The organism is Echinicola sp. 20G, assembly GCF_015533855.1.
In the GTDB taxonomy this organism is placed as follows: domain Bacteria; phylum Bacteroidota; class Bacteroidia; order Cytophagales; family Cyclobacteriaceae; genus Echinicola.
Window position 1 is genome coordinate 2,200,290 of the sequence record NZ_AP024154.1, and the last position, 18,830, is coordinate 2,219,119.

At 41.4% G+C, this 18,830-nt stretch carries 16 protein-coding genes and 1 tRNA gene; 6 read left to right on the plus strand and 11 right to left on the minus strand.

Annotation, left to right across the window (positions count from 1 at the left end):
• Positions 1–180: 180 nt before the first annotated feature.
• Entirely contained in the window at positions 181–1,455 is a 1,275-nt protein-coding gene (locus JL001_RS09500; protein WP_200975862.1) for a PepSY domain-containing protein, read from the plus strand.
• Positions 1,456–1,595: 140 nt separating this feature from the next.
• Here JL001_RS09500 and JL001_RS09505 read toward each other — a convergent pair whose 3' ends face one another.
• The 5 genes from JL001_RS09505 to JL001_RS09525 all read right to left on the minus strand — a co-directional run bounded on the left by JL001_RS09505 (position 1,596) and on the right by JL001_RS09525 (position 9,243).
• The gene (locus tag JL001_RS09505; RefSeq protein ID WP_200975863.1) at positions 1,596–2,420 is read right to left on the minus strand and encodes a Cof-type HAD-IIB family hydrolase; all 825 of its coding nucleotides are present in this window, start codon (positions 2,418–2,420) and stop codon (positions 1,596–1,598) included.
• Between the two features lie 21 nt (positions 2,421–2,441).
• Positions 2,442–2,717: a hypothetical protein gene (locus JL001_RS09510; RefSeq protein WP_200975864.1), complete on the minus strand. Its 276-nt coding sequence runs from the start codon at positions 2,715–2,717 to the stop codon at positions 2,442–2,444.
• A gap of 65 nt (positions 2,718–2,782) precedes the next feature.
• On the minus strand, positions 2,783–3,091 hold the full coding sequence (locus JL001_RS09515; RefSeq protein WP_236252761.1) for a hypothetical protein: 309 nt from the start codon (positions 3,089–3,091) through the stop codon (positions 2,783–2,785).
• 183 nt (positions 3,092–3,274) lie between these two features.
• Complete coding sequence (locus tag JL001_RS09520; RefSeq protein WP_200975866.1) at positions 3,275–4,297, minus strand: PorP/SprF family type IX secretion system membrane protein; 1,023 nt, start codon at positions 4,295–4,297, stop codon at positions 3,275–3,277.
• Positions 4,297–9,243: a PKD domain-containing protein gene (locus JL001_RS09525; protein WP_200975867.1), complete on the minus strand. Its 4,947-nt coding sequence runs from the start codon at positions 9,241–9,243 to the stop codon at positions 4,297–4,299. Before JL001_RS09525 ends, JL001_RS09520 begins: the two co-directional genes overlap by 1 nt.
• A 272-nt stretch (positions 9,244–9,515) precedes the next feature.
• Here JL001_RS09525 and JL001_RS09530 point away from each other — a divergent pair, with 272 nt between their 5' ends.
• The 4 genes from JL001_RS09530 to JL001_RS09545 all read left to right on the plus strand — a co-directional run bounded on the left by JL001_RS09530 (position 9,516) and on the right by JL001_RS09545 (position 13,831).
• Positions 9,516–11,660 carry an FUSC family membrane protein gene (locus tag JL001_RS09530; RefSeq protein WP_200975868.1) on the plus strand — a complete coding sequence of 715 codons (2,145 nt, stop codon included), beginning with the start codon at positions 9,516–9,518 and terminating at the stop codon, positions 11,658–11,660.
• 65 nt (positions 11,661–11,725) lie between these two features.
• Entirely contained in the window at positions 11,726–12,853 is a 1,128-nt protein-coding gene (locus JL001_RS09535; RefSeq protein ID WP_236252762.1) for a Gfo/Idh/MocA family protein, read from the plus strand.
• A gap of 88 nt (positions 12,854–12,941) precedes the next feature.
• Positions 12,942–13,334: a hypothetical protein gene (locus JL001_RS09540; RefSeq protein ID WP_200975869.1), complete on the plus strand. Its 393-nt coding sequence runs from the start codon at positions 12,942–12,944 to the stop codon at positions 13,332–13,334.
• Between the two features lie 50 nt (positions 13,335–13,384).
• Positions 13,385–13,831 (plus strand): hypothetical protein, encoded by a 447-nt coding sequence (locus tag JL001_RS09545; RefSeq protein ID WP_236252763.1) that lies wholly within the window; start codon positions 13,385–13,387, stop codon positions 13,829–13,831.
• Positions 13,832–14,358: 527 nt separating this feature from the next.
• Here JL001_RS09545 and JL001_RS09550 read toward each other — a convergent pair.
• The 3 genes from JL001_RS09550 to JL001_RS09560 form a co-directional block, all read right to left on the minus strand.
• Positions 14,359–14,435: transfer RNA gene (locus JL001_RS09550), tRNA-Ala, on the minus strand.
• Between the two features lie 137 nt (positions 14,436–14,572).
• Complete coding sequence (gene recR, locus JL001_RS09555) at positions 14,573–15,193, minus strand: recombination mediator RecR (protein WP_200975871.1); 621 nt, start codon at positions 15,191–15,193, stop codon at positions 14,573–14,575.
• A gap of 12 nt (positions 15,194–15,205) precedes the next feature.
• Entirely contained in the window at positions 15,206–15,499 is a 294-nt protein-coding gene (locus JL001_RS09560; protein WP_192008626.1) for an ATP-dependent Clp protease adaptor ClpS, read from the minus strand.
• Between the two features lie 53 nt (positions 15,500–15,552).
• Here JL001_RS09560 and JL001_RS09565 point away from each other — a divergent pair, with 53 nt between their 5' ends.
• A complete protein-coding gene (locus tag JL001_RS09565; protein WP_200975872.1) occupies positions 15,553–16,998 on the plus strand; it encodes a sodium:solute symporter in 1,446 nt (481 codons plus the stop codon).
• A gap of 11 nt (positions 16,999–17,009) precedes the next feature.
• Here the strand turns inward: JL001_RS09565 and JL001_RS09570 are convergent, their stop codons facing one another.
• The 3 genes from JL001_RS09570 to JL001_RS09580 all read right to left on the minus strand — a co-directional run bounded on the left by JL001_RS09570 (position 17,010) and on the right by JL001_RS09580 (position 18,790).
• Positions 17,010–17,378 carry a helix-turn-helix domain-containing protein gene (locus JL001_RS09570; protein ID WP_200975873.1) on the minus strand — a complete coding sequence of 123 codons (369 nt, stop codon included), beginning with the start codon at positions 17,376–17,378 and terminating at the stop codon, positions 17,010–17,012.
• 199 nt (positions 17,379–17,577) lie between these two features.
• Positions 17,578–17,922, minus strand: a complete 345-nt coding sequence (locus JL001_RS09575) for an MGMT family protein (RefSeq protein WP_200975874.1) — start codon at positions 17,920–17,922, stop codon at positions 17,578–17,580.
• A complete protein-coding gene (locus JL001_RS09580; protein WP_200975875.1) occupies positions 17,912–18,790 on the minus strand; it encodes a mechanosensitive ion channel family protein in 879 nt (292 codons plus the stop codon). The genes JL001_RS09575 and JL001_RS09580 overlap by 11 nt, the downstream gene beginning before the upstream one ends.
• Positions 18,791–18,830: the final 40 nt, after the last annotated feature.

Sequence of the window (18,830 nt, forward strand, 5' to 3'; positions counted from 1 at the left end):
ACACCTTTCTATAAGCCCCTGCGCCATCAATTGTTGGTGCAGGGGCCTTATGGGTTCAAAGGTGATCTTCATAAAGGATTGCTTTTAAGAAATCAAATAAATGAAATTGCTGACTTAGTAATTTCTTGTTCCAACTGAAACAATTGATCCTGTTCTCAAACCATAACTAAGTTCAATAAGATGAAAACGAAAAAGAAAAAGACAAATTGGCAAAAGGTCAGGAAGTTCTTTAATGATATCCACCTCTGGGTAGGCCTGGCTGGAGCTTTAGTGCTCATTCCAATTTGTTTATCAGGAACTATTTATGTTTACAATACAGAACTGCAAGAAATGTTCAGTTCTCATCTTCATTGGGTCGAAAAGGAGGAGGGACAAAGTAAGTTGGCCATTGAAGAAATGCTGACCAAATTATCCAGCAAGGTGGAAGGAAACATTACAGGGGTTTCCATTCCTCATGATGAAGCAAGAACCTATGAGTTTTCTGTTAAGGAAGAAGGGAGTCGAAGCCGGTTTGGTACAACTTATTACATTAACCCGTACAATGGGGAAATTGTAGGGAATTCAAGCGAGAAAAATTCTATAGCTGGATTTATGCGGGATATGTTCAGCCTGCACCGATGGTTGTTGTTGGACAAAATTGAAGAACCACTTTTTGAGGGCTTGGAAAATAGGAAATTGGGAAGTTATATTTCAGGAACAGCGACCATTTTGTTTACCATAGGCTTGATCACCGGAATAGTAATTTGGTTTCCCCAAAAGCTAAAAAGCTGGAAGCAGGGCTTGAAGTTAAAGCTAAATGGTAGCTGGAAAAGAGCCAACCATGATTTGCATAATACATTGGCTTTTTATTCCTTTTTATTTCTGTTGGTGATGGGCTTGACGGGCCCACAATGGTCTTTCCCATGGTACCGTACAGGGCTTCAAAAGGCTTTGGGAACTTATCAGGCTCCTTCATCAAGAGGTGGTGGTGCTGGCCATGGTCGCCCTACTCAACCTAATAGAGAAGATAAATCTGATGAAAAACAGGTAGAATCCCCTTCCTTTTTGGCATTTGAAGAGTATATCCTCGCGGCGGATAAAAGCCTTCCGTATAAAGGAGATTATCGGATCAGTATTCCACAAGATGCAAAAAGTAAAATAGATGTCTCCAAAAGTAAAGTAGGTTTCTTTGCACCAGCTGCTGGAGATAAGGTAAGTCTGGATCCTAAGACCGCAGAGGTAACCGATGTTCAGATTTTTTCCGACCAACCCTTTAACCAAAGAGTGGCTAGATCAATTAAAGCACTACATATCGGTTCAGTTTATGGAGGGTTTACAAAGCTACTTTACTTTATTTCATGCTTGATCGCAACAAGCTTGCCGGTTACAGGTACCTTAATTTGGATTAATAAAATGAAGAAAAAGCCGAGAAGAAAGAAGCCAGTAGTGAAAAAGGAGGCTTTAATGACTTCCTGAGTTTTGATTTTGGATAGATGTTTTTAATGGTGCCTGTTTAAGAATTTTTATCACCAAGAAAACATCTTAAAAAAGTAAAAGGCCATCACAGTAAATAATGTAATGGCCTTTTACTTTTTTAAACGCTTGCTAGAAGATGATCAAAGTAAATATTTTTCGATCATTAGTGCCACACCATCTTCGGTGTTTTTGGCTGTGATTTCATTGGCTACTGATTTGACTTCTTCCCGGGCATTGGCCACAGCCACTCCATGTCCCACTGCATCCAGCATTTCTATGTCATTGTAATTGTCACCAAAGGCCATTACTTCTGACATTTTAATGCTGTATTTATGGTTAAGAAGTAATGCAAGGGCACTGGCCTTAGAGATTGCTTTAGGAGCAATTTCGATATAAGTGTCTTTTGATCTATATAGATGGAGATCTTCATTTTTTTCAAGTTCCAAAACTTTAAAGATTTGATCTATTTGCTCAGCTGGCCCCATGCACATGACTTTATGGGCGCCGGCCTTTCTGCTGTTCCAGTCATCATGAACTTCTTGCCAAGGGCGAATCAAGGGTTTAACTTTTGTGCTGGTGATTTCTCGGTCAGTCCAAAAATCTTCTTGGGGGGCATACCATTCATCTTCATGATAGACACTGACATGGATGTCTGTTCCAGCAGCCAAATCAGCAATATGATGGCAAATATCCAATGGGATTTTGACCGTATCCAATAACTCGAAATGATCCTCTGCGCCATTGAAATGGATCACATATCCTCCATTATAACAAATCATGGGGTTTTTGAGCCTATCCATGGTAGCTTGTAAATGTCTCATGGCACTGGGCATTCTAGAAGAGGCCAATATGACCGGAAAATCCTCAGGAAGCCGTTTTATGGCTTTGATGGTTCTTTCAGAGATTTCTCTGTTTTTGTTCAATAAAGTACCGTCAATATCGGTACATATTGCTTTGATGTTCATGAATTAACTTGTTCAATATTTTTATGAAAAACCGAAATCACTGGCCCTGTGTCCGCTTGAAAAGAAGCTGAACCCAACCAAACTTATAAACAGGAAAGTAAGCACTACAGCGATAGCATAAACAATTAAAGCCGCTTTGGCATAATTGGCTTTGCTTTCAGGTGTGTTTTTGTCCACTGCCCAGACAATAAGCATGATAAAACCAATAAATGGGATGCTGGTGACTATCAGGGTGATGATCCAGTCTCCTACTGAAATTGGGGGCTGGTAGTTGGATTGGGGAGCATTATAATTCATATTTCGGTTGTTAATGGTAAAATAATAGATTAAACCTTAAGGCTGTATTTTAATCTGTGAGTCTATTATTTATCAACAAGACTCGCCACCTCGAATGTGTAATTACTTTGGTAGATGGTTTGGGATGGTATTTGCTCATCGGTCTTGATGATGAACACTTCTATCTCATAGTAATCTTCACTTTCGGAAGCCTCGATGTATGTTTTTGCACATTTTCTGGCAATGTTGGCCTCATTCTCATAAAGTTCAGGAAGTTTGCCATCAAATAGCTTTAGCTCTATTCTACTGCTGTCGTTGCTGAAGTCCTTTTGGAAATGGGACTCAATCCTGGAAAATCCGCCAATGGCCATCACCTCCCCTTGCCCTTTAAACATGCTTGAATTGGCTATCATTTCAAAGATTTTCTCAGGATTACAACTACAGCTAGCTAGTAACAAGCTACTGCATATAAGTATAAAGTAGGAGAGTTTGGTAACTTTCATAGTGTCTGAGGTTCTATTCAAAGTTAACCTAAAATGTGAAAAGTTAAAATTGGGACATTGAATCCAAATTGACTTTTACATCATATAATAAAAACAATCGTTGATTCTGGACCTTCTATTTCTGTCCCTGGGGTTGCCCCAAAGGAATAGATAGCGCAGGGATATTTCATGGGCACCTTTGGTCTGACTCCCAATATTGGACAGCATAAAATCATAGCTGTAGCCGATCACAATACCCGATTCCAGTTTGGTTCCCAGTAGAAATATTAAAGAATCATGATTGGCATTTCCTCGGGTCCCTGGGATTCCGCGGTAGCTCAGTCCTCCAATAACGGATCCATAGAGTAATTGGGTGCCGATGTCCAATTGCTTAAAGGGACCCTGTTGCTTGTAGCTGGCCATAACAGTAGCCTGATTATCAAATTTGGAACCGAAATAATCATTTGCTCCCAAAGGAAAATTGATCCCTCCATGGCCTCCCCATTTAACAGGAAGTGTGCCCAAAGATTCATCGGGATAGAAGCTTAAACCAGGTTGATTGATATGGTGGGCTGCGGCTCCCAAAAAGAAATATTCATTATGCACCAAGGCTCCAAATGAAAGGTCAAGGTAATTATAAGGTTCAAAGTCTGGAACATCATCCAATGTGACCGGATTGATGTTCTGGGCAAAGATGTCAATTTGGTCACCAAAAACAAGGTTGTCTAGTACAGCACTTCGCTGAACGATTGCGGCTTGTCCACCAAAACGAAAGACCCAATCCTCGGCCAGTTGTAGTTTGTAGGAATAAAAAAAGGAAATGTCGCTGGTTTTGATTTTCATATTGGACTCTTGGAAGCTGTTGATGGCTACCCCAAAGCCGCTTTTAAGGTCATAACTGTAATGGTCGAAGTAAGCAGAATACGCGGTGAAATCATTGGAAAGTCCAGGCCATTGTTTGCGATAGTTGGCTCCTGCTCGGGATAATTCTGTGGCTCCGGTCATGGCAGGATTGAGGTACAGTGGTGCGGCATAAAACTGAGAATATTGAAAATCCTGAGCTAAGCCGGTGCTAAGCAGTATAAAAGTAATCCATATGGTCAGAAGTGCTTTTTTCATTATTTTAGGAGTAAAAAGACATCAGTAACAGACTTTTGCCTGCTATCCATTGTACTGTAGTTGAGTTTGTAGACATAGTTGCCCGGCTGAGCAGGAACACCGTTTATAGTACCGTCCCACCCTTCTGAATTAAGATCATCCGTAAAAAAGATGGTTTCTCCCCATTTATTATAAATCCAGAATTCCAGTGATTTAACCAGTGTGAATTTGGGGAAGAAATGATCATTGATGCCATCGCTATTGGGAGTGAAAGCATTGGGTACAGCAATAAAATGATCGCTAACTTCTAGTGTGAGTTGTTTCGTGGAAGTACATCCATAAACATCTACGATATTTAACGTCGTGGTGTAGGTTCCTGGGCTGCTGTATTGATGGGTGGGATTTTGCTCTCCGCTGGAATTGCCATCCCCAAAGTCCCAAAAGACCGAAGCAATATTTCCAGAAGAGAGGTTTTGAAATGAAACATCAAAATTCACCAAGTGGGAATTGAACTCCGCAAAACTGTCTGAGTTGGCTTCAGCATCGATCACTGTTGGGGGATTTTCTATGGTGAAGGATTCTGTGTAGAAGCATCCGTTGCCGTCGACAATTTCTACAGAGAATAGCCCGGATTGATTCGTACGCATCAAAAGACCATTATTGCTCACTTCCCCAGCAGACCAATTGATCGAATAGGGAGGTATTCCTCCTGTAACAAAGAGTTCTATTTCTTCAGTTACTTGACTTTGCTCGCAGGATATTTCAGTGGATCTTCTATCAATTACTGAGATAGCTGGTGGTCTTTTGACCTCAAATTGTTGCGCATAGCTGCAGCCAGCAGCATCAGTGACCGTAGCTTGATATTGTCCTGCGGGAATATTTATGATTTCTTGATCAGTTGCGCCATGGTCCCAGCTAAAGTTATAGGGAGGTGTTCCTCCGGAAATGCCAATGCTTATACTTCCACTTTGCGGATTGTCACAATCAGTAGCATCTATGACTTGGGACTCCATAACGAGGGGGGCGGGTTCAAGAATATTGAATTCTTGCCTGATCTGGCAGCCGTCTTCCAACTCTAAAGTGACACCATAACTGCCCGCTGAGAGGTTAAATTGATTTTCAAGTTCTGATCCATGATCCCATCTGATGGTATAACTTTGGCCATCTTGCTCCAAATTGAGGTTAATGCTTCCATCTTGCTGTCCAAAACATGAAATAGATTGCACTTCTGGGTTGATCTGAAATAAGTCAGCGTCCAAAATCGTGATCTCTTCGATTTTTGTACATCCTACTTGATCTGTCACCGTAGCAGTATAAGTCCCAGGGCCAAGGTTTTCAAAGGCCAGTTCATCAGAACCAAAATTCCAGGATATTTGATAAGGAGCTACTCCTCCCTGGATGTCGAGAGCCAAACTTCCATCATTGGCTCCATAACAACTGATATCTTCTTTGGTATAGACAATTTCTAAAGTGGCAGCAGGTTCTGTGATATTGATTGGTCCAAGTCTGGCAGGACAGTTAGCGCCATTAAAGACGGTCAGAAAATATTCTCCAGCTGGAATATTGCTTAGATTTTGGGTGACCGCATCGAAAAGTTGTCCGTCTTTTTGCCACTCATAGGTATAGGGGATATTGGTGTTTCCCCCACTGATGTCGATGTTGATCGCGCCGGAGGCTTCGCCTGCACAAAGTATTTGAATGGCTTCTGATAAGCTGATATTTACTCCGGGAGGTTCTTCCAAAATATATTCGGTGGTGATTGCACAGCTTGAACCATCTCTTACGGTTAAGTTATAGGTTCCGGCCACTAGACCATCAATGTTAGCATCAGAAGAAGTGAAGCTGTTAGGCCCTGTCCAGTCAAAGGTGTATGTGCCATTTCCTCCAAATGGATTGATTTGGATGGCTCCGTCTGCTGCTCCAACACAGGAGATAGGGTAACCGCTAAAGTCTGAAATCTGCTCAGCTAGTGTGATAGGAGGATTTACTGTGATGGAATAGGATGCAGTGTTTCCTGAACAATCACCTTGAGACTCAGCTGAGCTGCTAACGGTGTAGATTATTTCGACAGGAATTCCGGTCGGGTTAATTATCTGCTGAGCCGGGATAGTATTGCTTTCTCCAGATAGTACTAATCCATCCAAGCCATTGGCCTCAGCGGTCCAAGTGAAGGTGGCGTCATCTATGTTACTGGAAATATTGATAGCTTGGGTTTGTTCACCAGAGCAGATTATTTGGGTAGGAGAAGAGTCAAAAGTGATCACTGCTGAAGGAATGACTTCTACAGTTAATTGGAAGGATGGACCTGTACAACCATCCAATTCCGGAATGATCAAGTAATTGACACTTTCAGAAGTGTTGCCTGAATTGATCAAAGTCTGTCCGATAGAAGGCGAAGGATTTGATTGGTTGGAAGACCCGGAAATATTGTCTCCTCCCAATATTGTCCAAGTATAGGTAGTGCCTGAAATTTGCTCTTCGGGTACAAAGTTAAAAGGTTCCCCATTACAAACCGAGATTGTATCATTACTGTATTCCAGGCTAGGGTTAACGGTGATTGTATAGATGGCAGGCTGAACGTTGCAGGAGCCTTGTTCTGTAGCAGTAATGATGGCCGTGTAAGTGACTTCCACTGGGGAGCGGGTGGGGTTGATAAGGGTTTGAGATGGGATTTCCGTACTTCCAGAGGTAGCTCCTCCTGTAATAGGACCATAATCTGCGCTCCACTCCCACGTAGTCCCGGGGGAAGAAGTTAGGGTCACAGCTTCAGAAATTCCTCCTGAGCAAATTATTTGGTCACCTAAAGAAAACTCAATAATGGGTGCAGGTTCTACGGTAATGTTTACCGTATCCTCGGCACTGCAGCCTGTGTCATTGTCCGTGATGATCAGGGTGTAGGTGGTGTTTGCACTTGGACTTACAGAAGGATTGGCAATGTTGGGAGGGCTTATGGGGTCATTTCCGGAGCTGAACCATCGGTAGCTATAATTTCCTGAATCCAATGCTGCTCCCATAAGTGTTATGGTTTCCCCATTACAAATGGTGCTGTCTTGACCTGCTTCAGCGATGGGCGGCGTATTATATACAAAATTGACAGTATCCCTCACCACGCCACAGCCAGAAGTAACAGCGAGAATTACAGACTTTTCACCAGGTGTGTCAAATGCAATCAAGCCAGGGTCTCTTAGGGTAGAGCTTGCTGGTGTTCCACCAATAATTGTCCAAAGGTAGGTCGATTCACTTGGGTCGCAGAGGTCTATGCTGGCCTGAGGATTGATTTCTGAAGGCTCGCAAATATTGGCAATAGAAGCAATGTTTACAATTGGTGGTGCAAAAACACTGACCTCTTTTTCATCGGTAAATGTCCCACAACTGGTGGTAGTACTTAGAGTAATCGTGTATCGACCAGGACCGTTAAAGTTAAATATAGGGTTCAAGGAATTTGCTCCGCTATTTTCTCCAAAAGCCCAGTCTGCAACATTTCCGCAAAAATCACTTTGATACCTTACGGTCCAATTGTAAACGGTCGAATCTCCGCAGCTTTCGTCCACTATGGAATTGTTGGTAGTATTGACGGTTAATGGTCCGCAGCCTTCCAAGATGTCTGCTTCAAACGTTACATTTGGAATGGCGGTAACGCAGATGGTTTTTACTTCCTCGTTAATGCCGCATCGGTTGCCTGTGATCAATTTGACGGTATAGGTGCCAGGTTCAGAGAAGATAGGATAAATCAATTCTGATCCATTCATCCATGAGTTGGGTGCGTTGGGGTTGGGTTGACTGCCTAAGTTTCCAGAGGATAGTTCCCAGCCTGTCTCTGGAGTGATTTGCCAGACGAATTTTCCAAAATCCTCGCACTGCCCATTATTGCTCACCTCTCCCCCAAATTCTGTAAGATTCTGGATACGTACAGGGCTTTCCACGCATACCGGTTCTTCTGGTGCCGAGAATTCTGGATCGGGAGCTTCAGATACGTAAATTGGAGAAACCACTGCTGATGAAGCAGAGCAGGGGTTGGAAGCGGTGATCTTCACGGAGTAGGAATTGGGGAAATCACCACTGTTTACCCCACAAGAAGATTCTTCAAAGGTATGGGTAACCTCTGCTGGAGGGGGGTGGTTATAAGTCTCAATAGGAGACCCGTCTGAATAATCAACGGTGTAAACGGTGCCTTCAGGGTTGTTTTCTGTTCCAGTGATGGGGAAGGAAAGTGTTTGCCCCCCACATACGTTTGTGTTGCCTGGGTTACCCAAACCGACTGCAGGGTTGGATCCAACAAAGATCCCGTACTCTTCTGTGGCAGTACAGCCATTTGAGCCAGTCACAGAATAGGTGATTCTATAAATGCCGATTGGATAGGCATGAGAAAGTTCGGACCAGTCCGATCCTGTAAATTTTTCGGAACCATCGCCCCAGTCCAGTTCATAAGATACATTGGAGTCTTGGGTAGTGGATTGGTTGTAGAAAATAAATTCAGAATCGTTGTTTTCACAAATGATAATATACTGCAGGTCATCAAAGTCAACACCGTTTTGCTCACTTCCCACGGCGAGGGAAGGAGCCTGATTGAGCGTGATGTCTTTGGTAATGGTATTTTGACTTCCATCTGGCTCGGTAGCGGTAAGTGAGACTGTGAAAGTTTGTGTGGCAGTGCCTGGATCTCCGATAAAGCTGTGGGAAGGATGCTCTTCTGTAGTCAAGTTGTTGTTGCCTGAGTTTTCATCTCCAAAATTCCACTCAAAAGTCAAGCTGTCTCCTGTGGAAAGATTAGTGAAGTTAATATCCGTGTAACTACAGGCAATGGAAGTGTCAAATTCAAAATCCGCAATAGGGACCAGTCTCGATTCATCAGAAAGCCTTGATGGTTGCAATATGTCTCTAAAGGAAAAATTATTAGCAGCGGCTAGAACAGCACCCATTAATAGCATCAAAAACACGATGAAAAAGAAGGGGAGCCTGTGGTTCATAAAAAATAAACTTTAGAAATAGCGCAAATCAATAGTTTGGTTAATTTAAGGCTAAATCTCAAATAATCAATGTTAAAATATGTTTTTTTAACTTTAAAATACCTTTTTATGTATATGTATAATATTATGGTCAGGGTCAAGAATTCTAAGGTTTTTAAAATCACAAGCCAGTGAAATGGTTTCATTCTCCCTTTGATTTATTTGTGATTTAATCGCTCTCTTTACTAATATTTTAACCTTCCTTTTTTAAATTGACGCTGTAAATTTTTGAGATGGCATATTTAAAACCTGTAGCGTTAAAGAGTTTTATTTTAGGTCAGTATTTCACTGACGGTGTAAAGATGACCCTTGGGGTGTTACTCCCAGCAGTAGTGTTTTCATTTTTGGGAGACTTTAGAACAGGAATAAGTATTTCTTTAGGGGCTTTTTTGGTAAGTATTTCAGATAGTACAGGCCCTACGGAACATCGAAGGGTTGGGATGTTGGCCAGTTGTGGTTTTGTCTTTTTTAGTGCCCTGATTACAGGAATTCTCAATTCCAGCACCTTGTTGTTGGCCATTGAAATCCCATTGTTTTGTTTCGTCTTTGCCATGTTTACGGTGTATGGAGTCCGTGCTTCCTCGGTTGGGGCGGCGGCTTTGCTGGCCATGGCCATTTCTATGGATTCCAACAAAACAGAAGCGGCCTTTTGGGTTTATGCCTTGATGGTTTTGGCAGGAGGGCTGTGGTATACTGCATTAAGTCTTTCCATAATGGAGATTCGGCCATACAGGGTCGCTCAGCAGGCATTGGGGGAAAGTATCTTGAAGGTGGCAGCTTTTCTTAACCTAAAGGCCAATTTTTATGCAAAACAGGTAGATATTGAAAGAAATTTTCAAAAGCTGGCGACCACCCAGATTGCCGTAAATGAGCATCAGGACAATGTTCGCGAAATGTTGTACAAAACCAGGGTAAGAGTAGGGGAATCTATCAAGTCAGGCCAACTGCTCTTGGTGATCTTCGTGGATACCTTGGATATTTTTGAGCAAATGATGTCCACCCATTATGACTACAAAACCCTAAGACAACTGTATGGACATCATGGAGTTTTGGAAGATATTGGTAAGGCAATTAAAATGATTGCGAATGAGCTTTCCCGCTTGGGCTATGCACTGATCAATAATGAAAAGCCCCGGAAAAAGCAGCCAAAAGAAGCCATTTTGACAGCGCTTCGGTCAAAAATTGAAGAGATGGAAAGCCAAGGAGTGAAATGTTTGATGTTGAGGAAAATCCTTTCCAATATTCGCACCATCAGCACCCGTGTGGATAATATCTATAATTATTTTTATGAGGAAAAGTTGACATTTATTTCCCAAACTCGGGAAGAAAGCTTATCAAAATTCGTGGGGCATCAAAGCTTTTCATTTAAGATAATCCTCGACAACCTGAGTTTGGAGTCCAATGTTTTTCGCCATGCAGTAAGGCTAGCTGTTACCTGTTTGGTTGGCTTTTTGATTTCTCTGCAGCTTTCCTTGGGAAATCACAGCTATTGGGTGGTTTTGACGATTTTGGTGATCTTGCGGCCGGGTTTTAGCCTGACCAAACAGCGGAATACAGAAAGGATTTTGGGAACGCTGATCGGAGGAGTGACGGGTGTTCTGATTCTTTATCTGGTGGATGATTTTACCGTTCGCTTTGTTTTTCTGGTAGTCTTTATGGTTTTGGCTTATTCTTTTTTAAGGATTAGATACATTATTGCAGTGGTATTTATGACCCCTTTTATTTTCATCGTTTATGGGTTTCTCTATCCGGAATCCAATTTTATGATTGCCCGGGAAAGAATTATTGATACCCTAGTGGGATCCGGTTTGGCCTATTTGGCCAGCACTTATTTTCTCCCTAGCTGGGAGTATATTGGCTTTAGGCCTCTGATTATAAATGTGCTGAAGGCAAATTTGGAATATTTCGCCCAGATTATTAGTCGCTTTGAGGAGGAAAAGTTTGACGAGATATCCTACCGTTTGGCAAGGAGAAAAATTTACTTGCAATCGGCGAACCTTTCTGCTGCTTTTCAGCGCATGTTGGATGAGCCAAAAAGTAAGCAAAAAGACAAGCAAGAATTGCATCAGTTTGTGGTGCTAAACCATATCCTGACCTCTTATTTTTCCACTTTGTCTTCTAGTTTGATCAGAGAAGACCTGGTGCTTTCCTCCCACGACCAAGTAGTAAGGATCAAGCGGGCTAGGAATTATTTGCTTAGGGCTTTAGAGCATTGGGGTAGTAATTATGAAGGACTTGACTTTTCAGTCTTGAACGATGAGTCTCTCTTACTAAAAGAAGCCGATTCTTCCGAAACTTCGTTGCTAACAGAGCAGTTGCGCTTAATCAGAAAGACCTGCTCTGATTTGGAAAGGATAAGTAGAAACCTGGCAGACTAAGCTGGGAGACAAGCAAAGGCACGATAAATTCTGTTATATTGGGGCAACTAAAACCTAATTAACCTATGAAGATAACCGTATTTATTAAGTGTTTTATTGTTTTACTTTTTGCAAATGTGATGCTAGTAAACCCATCTCTTTCCCAAGAGAAGATCAAGTTTGCGATGGTGGGACTTTCCCATGGCCACAGTCCTTGGTTTTTTGAGTGGGGACAGCAGGAAGATATGGAGTTGGTGGGCGTTTTTGATCCCCATGAAGCCTTATTGGATAAATTTCAGCAACGTTATAATTTGAAAGGCGACCTGCTTTTTACCGAGCTGGAAGAAATGCTATTAAAAAAGAAGCCTGATGGCATTTTAGTATTTGGCCCCATTTATCATCATTTGCAGGCTGTGGAGTTGGCGGCGCCATTGGGGATTCATGTGATGGTGGAAAAGCCCTTGGCCACGACACTTGCGGATGCGGAAAAAATGAAAGCTTTGGCTATTAAACATCAGATTCACCTACTGGTTGACTATGAAACTTCTTGGTATCCCACGACAGAACAAACTTTCCGTTTTTATAATCAACCCCAGACAGAATATGGGGACATCAGAAAAATGGTTTTCCATCATGGCCATGAGGGGCCAAAGGAAATTGGTGTTGGACCGGAGTTTTTGGAATGGCTGACGGATCCGATGAAAAATGGTGGAGGAGCTTTGGTAGACTTTGGCTGTTATGGAGCTAATATCATGACCTATTTGATGCATGGTGAAAGTCCAATAGCAGTCACTGCAGTCACCAAAACATACAAGCCAGAAACATATCCAAAAGTGGATGATGAGGCGACCATCATCGTGGACTATCAGGATGCCCAAGGTATTATCCAAGCCTCTTGGAACTGGCCTTTTGGAAGGAAGGATATGGAAGTTTATGGCATGAAAGGTTATGTCATCACCAAGGATGATAAAGAATTGAGGTATCGCACTAAAGGTAATGGGGAAGTGGTCGAACAGATCAACCAAGAAGATTTGGGCTTGGTAAGCAATCCATTTGAATATTTTAAACGAGTGATCAAAGGAGAATTGGTCCCTCCTCCATTCAGTCCTTATACTTTGGAAAATAATATGAGGGTCATGGAGATTCTCGAAGCCGCCAAGGAATCTGCAAAAAGAGGAGAAAAAGTGGTTTTATCGAATAGGGATATTCATTAATTGTTCAAGAGGTTATAGGATTGATTTTGATAGTTACTGACCTTTCAATAGGTTGTACAAACAAAAATTGAAAATAAATTAATTTAAAATGAGTACAAAAGTATTAATGGTAGTGAGTTCAACCTTTATGGGAGTCTTAGGAGTTACTGCAGTATTTTTACCGCAAGAAATATTATCCTTATTAGGTGAGCCACCATCTGTATTAATCGAATTGTTGATTCAACTGGTGGGGGCATTGTATTTTGGCTTCGCCATCATGAACTGGATGGCCAAATCTACGCTGATAGGAGGTATATACGCTAAGCCTTTATGCATGGGGAATTTTACACATTTTACAATTGCCGCACTGGGACTTTTGAAGGGGATCAATGACCCTAGTTTACCTATTTTTATTTGGGGTTTGACCCTTGTATATGTGATTTTTGCAACATGGTTTGGTTTGGTGTTTTTCACTCATCCTAAAATGAAAAAGACTGCATGATTTTAAAGCACTAAGTAGCGTTTGAGTTTGCACACATTAATTTAAGGAATATGGTTTTTTACGTATGGGTATTGATTTTTTCTTTGATGAATAGTCCCGAAGATTTGGGTTGCGAAAGCATGAAGGAAGGGGAATTTAAAATAATAGATGTGCAAGATGATGGATCAAAATTGGTCACGTTCATCGAAAGAAAGGGAAATGAGCAAATTGAAACCGTCGAAGAAATTGGATTAAAAATGAGTTTTGAAGTGGTTTGGTTGTCAGAATGTGCCTATACTTTAGAATGGAAAGAAACGATCAGGAATGAAGCAGGTTTTGAGTATCCTACTGATTTAGTGGTTAGGGTGGATATTATAGAAATAGGGGAAAATTATTATGTTCAAAGGTCAAGCTCTAATTTGTATGACTTCACGAAGGAATGCAAGGTGGTCAAGGTTTCTAATCCTCAATTTATCAGTATGGAAAAAAGCAGTACTGATGTTGTTAGGCATTTTTAGTGAATACCTCTAAGTTTTTTACCCTCAAATCACCAAGGTTTGCTCAGCTTTGAGGGAGAAACATTAGTAGGGCATCAAACGCCGATGAGGGATTTTCCTGCATTCTGCTTAGGTTTTTTTAAGCAAAACAAGTGGAAAAGAGAGTGCTTTGCTAAGGTTTTCTTGTTTGTATAACATGAAAACTAACCTCATAACCAAAATTGTCATGCTTTAGAGATCTAATATACCCCGTAATAGAAGAGTAGTAAGCTCTGAGAGCCGCAGACGGTTAAATATTGGTGCGGGATGTTTAATAGGTGATTGCTTTTTTGATTTTTATCTCCCCTTATATTTTACGCATAACAGACAATGCTTCCATCAATGAGTTTTTTCATTTGACCCTAGGAAGTATGGGGGTGTCCTTATTTTTGATGCTGGCTGCTGAATTATCAGTGGCCCTTATAGAGCCGGGAAGATTTGATGGGTAGGGAATAATAAGAATTAATTGAGTAATAAATGAAAAAGGCAAGCTAATCAGCTTGCCTTTTTGGTGGAGAATATCGGATTCGAACCGATGACCTCTACACTGCCAGTGTAGCGCTCTAGCCAACTGAGCTAATCCCCCATTAGTTTTCACTTTTCGGATTGAGGACTTTTCCCAGTTTGGTTAAGACACTCTAGCCATCCCGATAGCTATCGGGATAATCCCCCTTAATGAGGGCACAAATATAGGATGGGGATCTTTTTGAAACAAGGATTTTTTTATTCTATTGAATAATTTACCCGGGTCAGGATACTTCTGCCCAAAGTAACCTCATCAGTATACTCCAGTTCGCCTCCGATTGGGATGCCCCGGGCAATGGTGCTGACCTTGATGCCTTTTTCTTTCAACTTTCTGGTAATATAAAAAGAAGTGGTATCTCCTTCCATGGTCGAAGGAAGCGCCAAGATGACTTCATTCACTGGTTCGCCCGAATGGGGTTGTTCAATGCGCTGCATCAGGGAGTCGATTTTCAGTTCCTCGGGACCTATGCCTTGGATGGGGGAGATCACCCCGCCTAGCACATGGTACAAGCCGTTATATTGGGAGGTATTTTCTATGGCCAATACATCAGGAATATCTTCCACTATACAGATCAATCCTTTATCCCTCCTTACTCCTTGGCATACACTACATACTTCTTGATCTGAAATATTATGACAGACCTTACAGTATTTGGTGTCTTTTCGAAGCTTGGTAATGGATTCAGTAAGGTTTTCAGAGACGACTTCGGGTTGCTTGAGCAGGTGTAATGCCAGTCTTAAGGCAGTTTTTTTGCCTATGCCGGGCAATCTGCTGATTTCATTGACCGCATCTTCAATAAGTTTGGAAGGGAAGTTCACCGGAAAAGGGGATTAAACGATGGCTGCCTGAATACCAGCATCCAGAATGGATTGGCACATTGGCTTCAGTTGCTTTTTACTACCTTTTTTGACAGCACACTTGCCTTTGTAATGGATGATGAGGGTGCACTGTTCTGCTTGTTCTTGGCTGTGCTTGCAGACCTTGATCAGGACTTTAGTGACATGCTCAAAGGTATTGATGTCATCATTAAACACCACCAAGTCATGCTCTTCAGTGTCCACCAAATCTTCCAGTAAGATTTCGATTTCTTCTTCTACAGTATGTTCTAATGGTTGCATGCTCATTTTGCAAAGTTAATAATTATAAACAAATTAGCAGCCTTTATTATCAGCACTCTATGGATTCAAATTTAATACTCCTCGTAATAACTTCCTATTTCTTCTTATTGTTCATTATTTCTTGGTTAACCTCCAGAAAAGTGTCACAGGATACTTTTTTTACTGGTGACAGACAATCTCCATGGTTTTTGGTGGCCTTTGGGATGATTGGAGCCTCTTTGTCAGGGGTGACCTTTATATCGGTGCCCGGGGAAGTGGGGAGTAGTAATTTCTATTATTTTCAAGTGGTGATGGGTTATACACTTGGCTACCTTACGATTGCCAAGGTGCTTTTGCCGCTCTATTATAGAATGAACTTGGTTTCTATTTACGCTTATTTGGAAGATAGGTTTGGCTTTTGGTCCTATAAAACAGGAGCCTTTTTCTTTATCCTGTCCCGGACATTGGGTTCATCCATAAGGGTTTTTCTAGTGGCAGGAGTGCTACAGCTGATTTTGTTTGACGATTGGGGAATCCCTTTTTGGGGCTCTGTATTGATCACGGTTTCATTGATATGGCTCTACACACATAGGGGAGGGATCAAGACGGTCGTCTGGACAGATACTTTGCAAACTTTGTTTATGCTTATGGCCGTAGGGACAAGTATCTATTTGGTGGGCCAGGACTTGGGAATAGATGGTGCTGGAGAATTATTGGGACGTGCTTTTACAGATAGTCGATCTAAGATATTCAATTGGGACTGGCAGGCTGGTACCAACTTCTTTAAACAATTTGCTTCTGGTGCTTTTATCACCATTGTCATGACAGGCCTGGATCAGGACATGATGCAGAAAAACCTTACCTGTCGGAATATTGGGGATGCGCAGAAAAATATGTTTTGGTTTACGATTATCCTGGTGGTGGTTAACTTGTGTTTCTTGGTACTTGGTGTGTTGCTTTACCAATATTGCGAGGTCAATCAGATTACCTTGCCGGCAAGGACAGATGATCTTTATCCCATGCTCGCCACGGAGCATTTCAGTATGTTTGCAGGAACGGTCTTTGTGTTGGGAATCATTGCGGCTGCCTATTCCAGCGCTGATTCTACTTTGACCGCACTGACCACTTCTTTTTGCTATGATTTTCTAGAGATCGAAAAAAGGTACCCACAAGAAAGGCGCTCGGGAATTCGCAAACGGGTCCATTTGGTCTTTACAGGGATTATGTTTTTGGTGATCCTAGCCTTTAGGTGGATCAATGACCAAAGTGTCATCAATGCTGTTTTTATCATCGCAGGCTATACTTATGGGCCATTATTGGGATTGTACAGCTTTGGCTTGTTTACCAAAAGAAAAGTAAAGGACAAAGTGGTTCCTTTTATCGCACTGGCAGCTCCTATCATAGCATTTATCATCAGTAGCAATTCGGAAGAATGGCTTTGGGGCTACCGTTTTGGCTTTGAGATTTTAATTTTAAATGGCGCCCTGATGTTTCTGGGGCTTTTCATATGGAGTGAAAAAAAATAAAAGGAGAAATATTAAACTTCTCCTCTTTCAATTAGGGTATTCAACTTTCTTAATCTTTTAAGTTGGTTTTCCAAAGTTTCCATTGATCCATCCAATTTGATGAGAACAGAAAAACTGTTGCTGCTGCTGGAGTCACCGTGAACACCATTTGGGCTGATTCTTGGTGAGCCATTAATCAATTCCTGAACTTCCACATCGTAAAGTTTGGAAAGCTTGATCGCATCGTCCATTTTGAGATTGGATCTGCCTTGTTCATATCTTGAATAGGCGGTGTAATCTTTCTTGCCGAGGTAATCTGCAATATACTCTTGGGTGAAGCCGCGAAGCACACGGTATTTTCTTAAATTCTCGGCAATGTGCTGTTTTAATTCTCTTTCCATTTTAATCAAGGTTTCTAATTCTGAAAATCATATTGCAAAAAGCGTACACTTTTTTCAGAATAATTACTTTACACCAAAAACAGGTTATTGATTCCTTTTATTTATCGCTTTAGGTTTTTTTTACTAAAATATATATACGTAAAAAACGTTAATAAAGGATGAAATATTGGTGACATACTCCCTAAATTTCAACAGAAAGTTAAAGGTCGAGTCCTAATTCTAGATTAGGATCCCAAAATACCTTGTTAAAATCCATGATTTTATCGTTTTCCACTTTTATCCCTTCTTTTTCCAGTTCTTCCTGCATTTTTTCAGGTGGGGAAAAATGGTGTTTTCCGGTAAGCATTCCGGATCTATTGACCACCCTATGAGCGGGTACATCATCCATGGTGTGGGCAGCATTCATGGCATACCCTACGGTTCTGGCGCCACTTTTAGCTCCCAAGTAGTTGGCAATGGCTCCATAGGAGGTGGCTCGTCCCCTTGGAATAAGCCTTACTACTTGGTAGACCAGGTCAAAAAAGTTTTCTTTATCAGTTTTCACGGGCGATTTCAATGATAGTTTGATTGATCAGTCTTTTGATTTCCTTTTCGTTTGTCTTATTGGTGGTAGTCAAAAGAAATTGGCATTTGAATTTGATGGCTTCCCTTTGGATTTCCATGGTCTTAAGGGTGAAGCTATCTTTCTGAATATGTTGATTGAAGGAAGAGGCCGCCATTCTGAGCTTTTTCTCAATATCATTGACTTCCAGGGATTGACTGATTTTCATTTCAAATTCAAAAGTGAGCTTCTTATTGTTTTGTTTGGAATGGTTGATGACCTGAGAGGTCAAAATCAGGCTATTGGGAATCATGATCAAATCTGCATCCTCATTGACCAAAACCATGTTGAGTAAGGTGACATCTTTGATGCGGCCCTGCTGGTCTCCTATTTTTACCATGTCACCTAAAGAAAGCTGGTCAGAGAACATAATGATCAGCCCGTTGATCATATTGGTGATATAGTCTTTGGAAAGCAAGGCGATGGCTGCGGCAACAATAGTGATGCTAGTGAAAAAGTCAATAGGTTTGATGCCAAATAAAAACATCAGGGAAATGACCAACACGGCTACATTAAGGATGCTGGCAATGTGGTTGATCCCAAGGACAAAATTACTTCTGAATGGGTCTTGGCCTTTTCTTCTAAGGTAAAACCTAACGGTAATGATTCTTCCCAAAGAGATCAGGATATGACTGCTTAACAGAAATGTAGCTGCTTTTAAAATGTCACTGATGTTGGGGAGGTAATCCTTGAGGTGTAGCTCAATTTTGTTTTCAAATACCTTAAGAAGGATAAAGGATAAGACTTTAAAAAAGAAAAGCAGTCTTTTTCTCTTTTCTCTCTCTCTGATTTCTGTTTTTTCCGTTGTCATGTTGGATTCGAAAATAAAATCTTAATTTTAAGATTGTACT

Coding starts and splice junctions, on each gene's coding strand:
- JL001_RS09500 (WP_200975862.1), top strand. CDS start 181: ATGAAAACGAAAAAGAAAAAGACAAATTGGCAAAAGGTCAGGAAGTTC.
- JL001_RS09505 (WP_200975863.1), bottom strand. CDS start 2,420: ATGAACATCAAAGCAATATGTACCGATATTGACGGTACTTTATTGAAC.
- JL001_RS09510 (WP_200975864.1), bottom strand. CDS start 2,717: ATGAATTATAATGCTCCCCAATCCAACTACCAGCCCCCAATTTCAGTA.
- JL001_RS09515 (WP_236252761.1), bottom strand. CDS start 3,091: ATGTTTAAAGGGCAAGGGGAGGTGATGGCCATTGGCGGATTTTCCAGG.
- JL001_RS09520 (WP_200975866.1), bottom strand. CDS start 4,297: ATGAAAAAAGCACTTCTGACCATATGGATTACTTTTATACTGCTTAGC.
- JL001_RS09525 (WP_200975867.1), bottom strand. CDS start 9,243: ATGAACCACAGGCTCCCCTTCTTTTTCATCGTGTTTTTGATGCTATTA.
- JL001_RS09530 (WP_200975868.1), top strand. CDS start 9,516: ATGGCATATTTAAAACCTGTAGCGTTAAAGAGTTTTATTTTAGGTCAG.
- JL001_RS09535 (WP_236252762.1), top strand. CDS start 11,726: ATGAAGATAACCGTATTTATTAAGTGTTTTATTGTTTTACTTTTTGCA.
- JL001_RS09540 (WP_200975869.1), top strand. CDS start 12,942: ATGAGTACAAAAGTATTAATGGTAGTGAGTTCAACCTTTATGGGAGTC.
- JL001_RS09545 (WP_236252763.1), top strand. CDS start 13,385: ATGGTTTTTTACGTATGGGTATTGATTTTTTCTTTGATGAATAGTCCC.
- JL001_RS09560 (WP_192008626.1), bottom strand. CDS start 15,499: ATGAGCATGCAACCATTAGAACATACTGTAGAAGAAGAAATCGAAATC.
- JL001_RS09565 (WP_200975872.1), top strand. CDS start 15,553: ATGGATTCAAATTTAATACTCCTCGTAATAACTTCCTATTTCTTCTTA.
- JL001_RS09570 (WP_200975873.1), bottom strand. CDS start 17,378: ATGGAAAGAGAATTAAAACAGCACATTGCCGAGAATTTAAGAAAATAC.
- JL001_RS09580 (WP_200975875.1), bottom strand. CDS start 18,790: ATGACAACGGAAAAAACAGAAATCAGAGAGAGAGAAAAGAGAAAAAGA.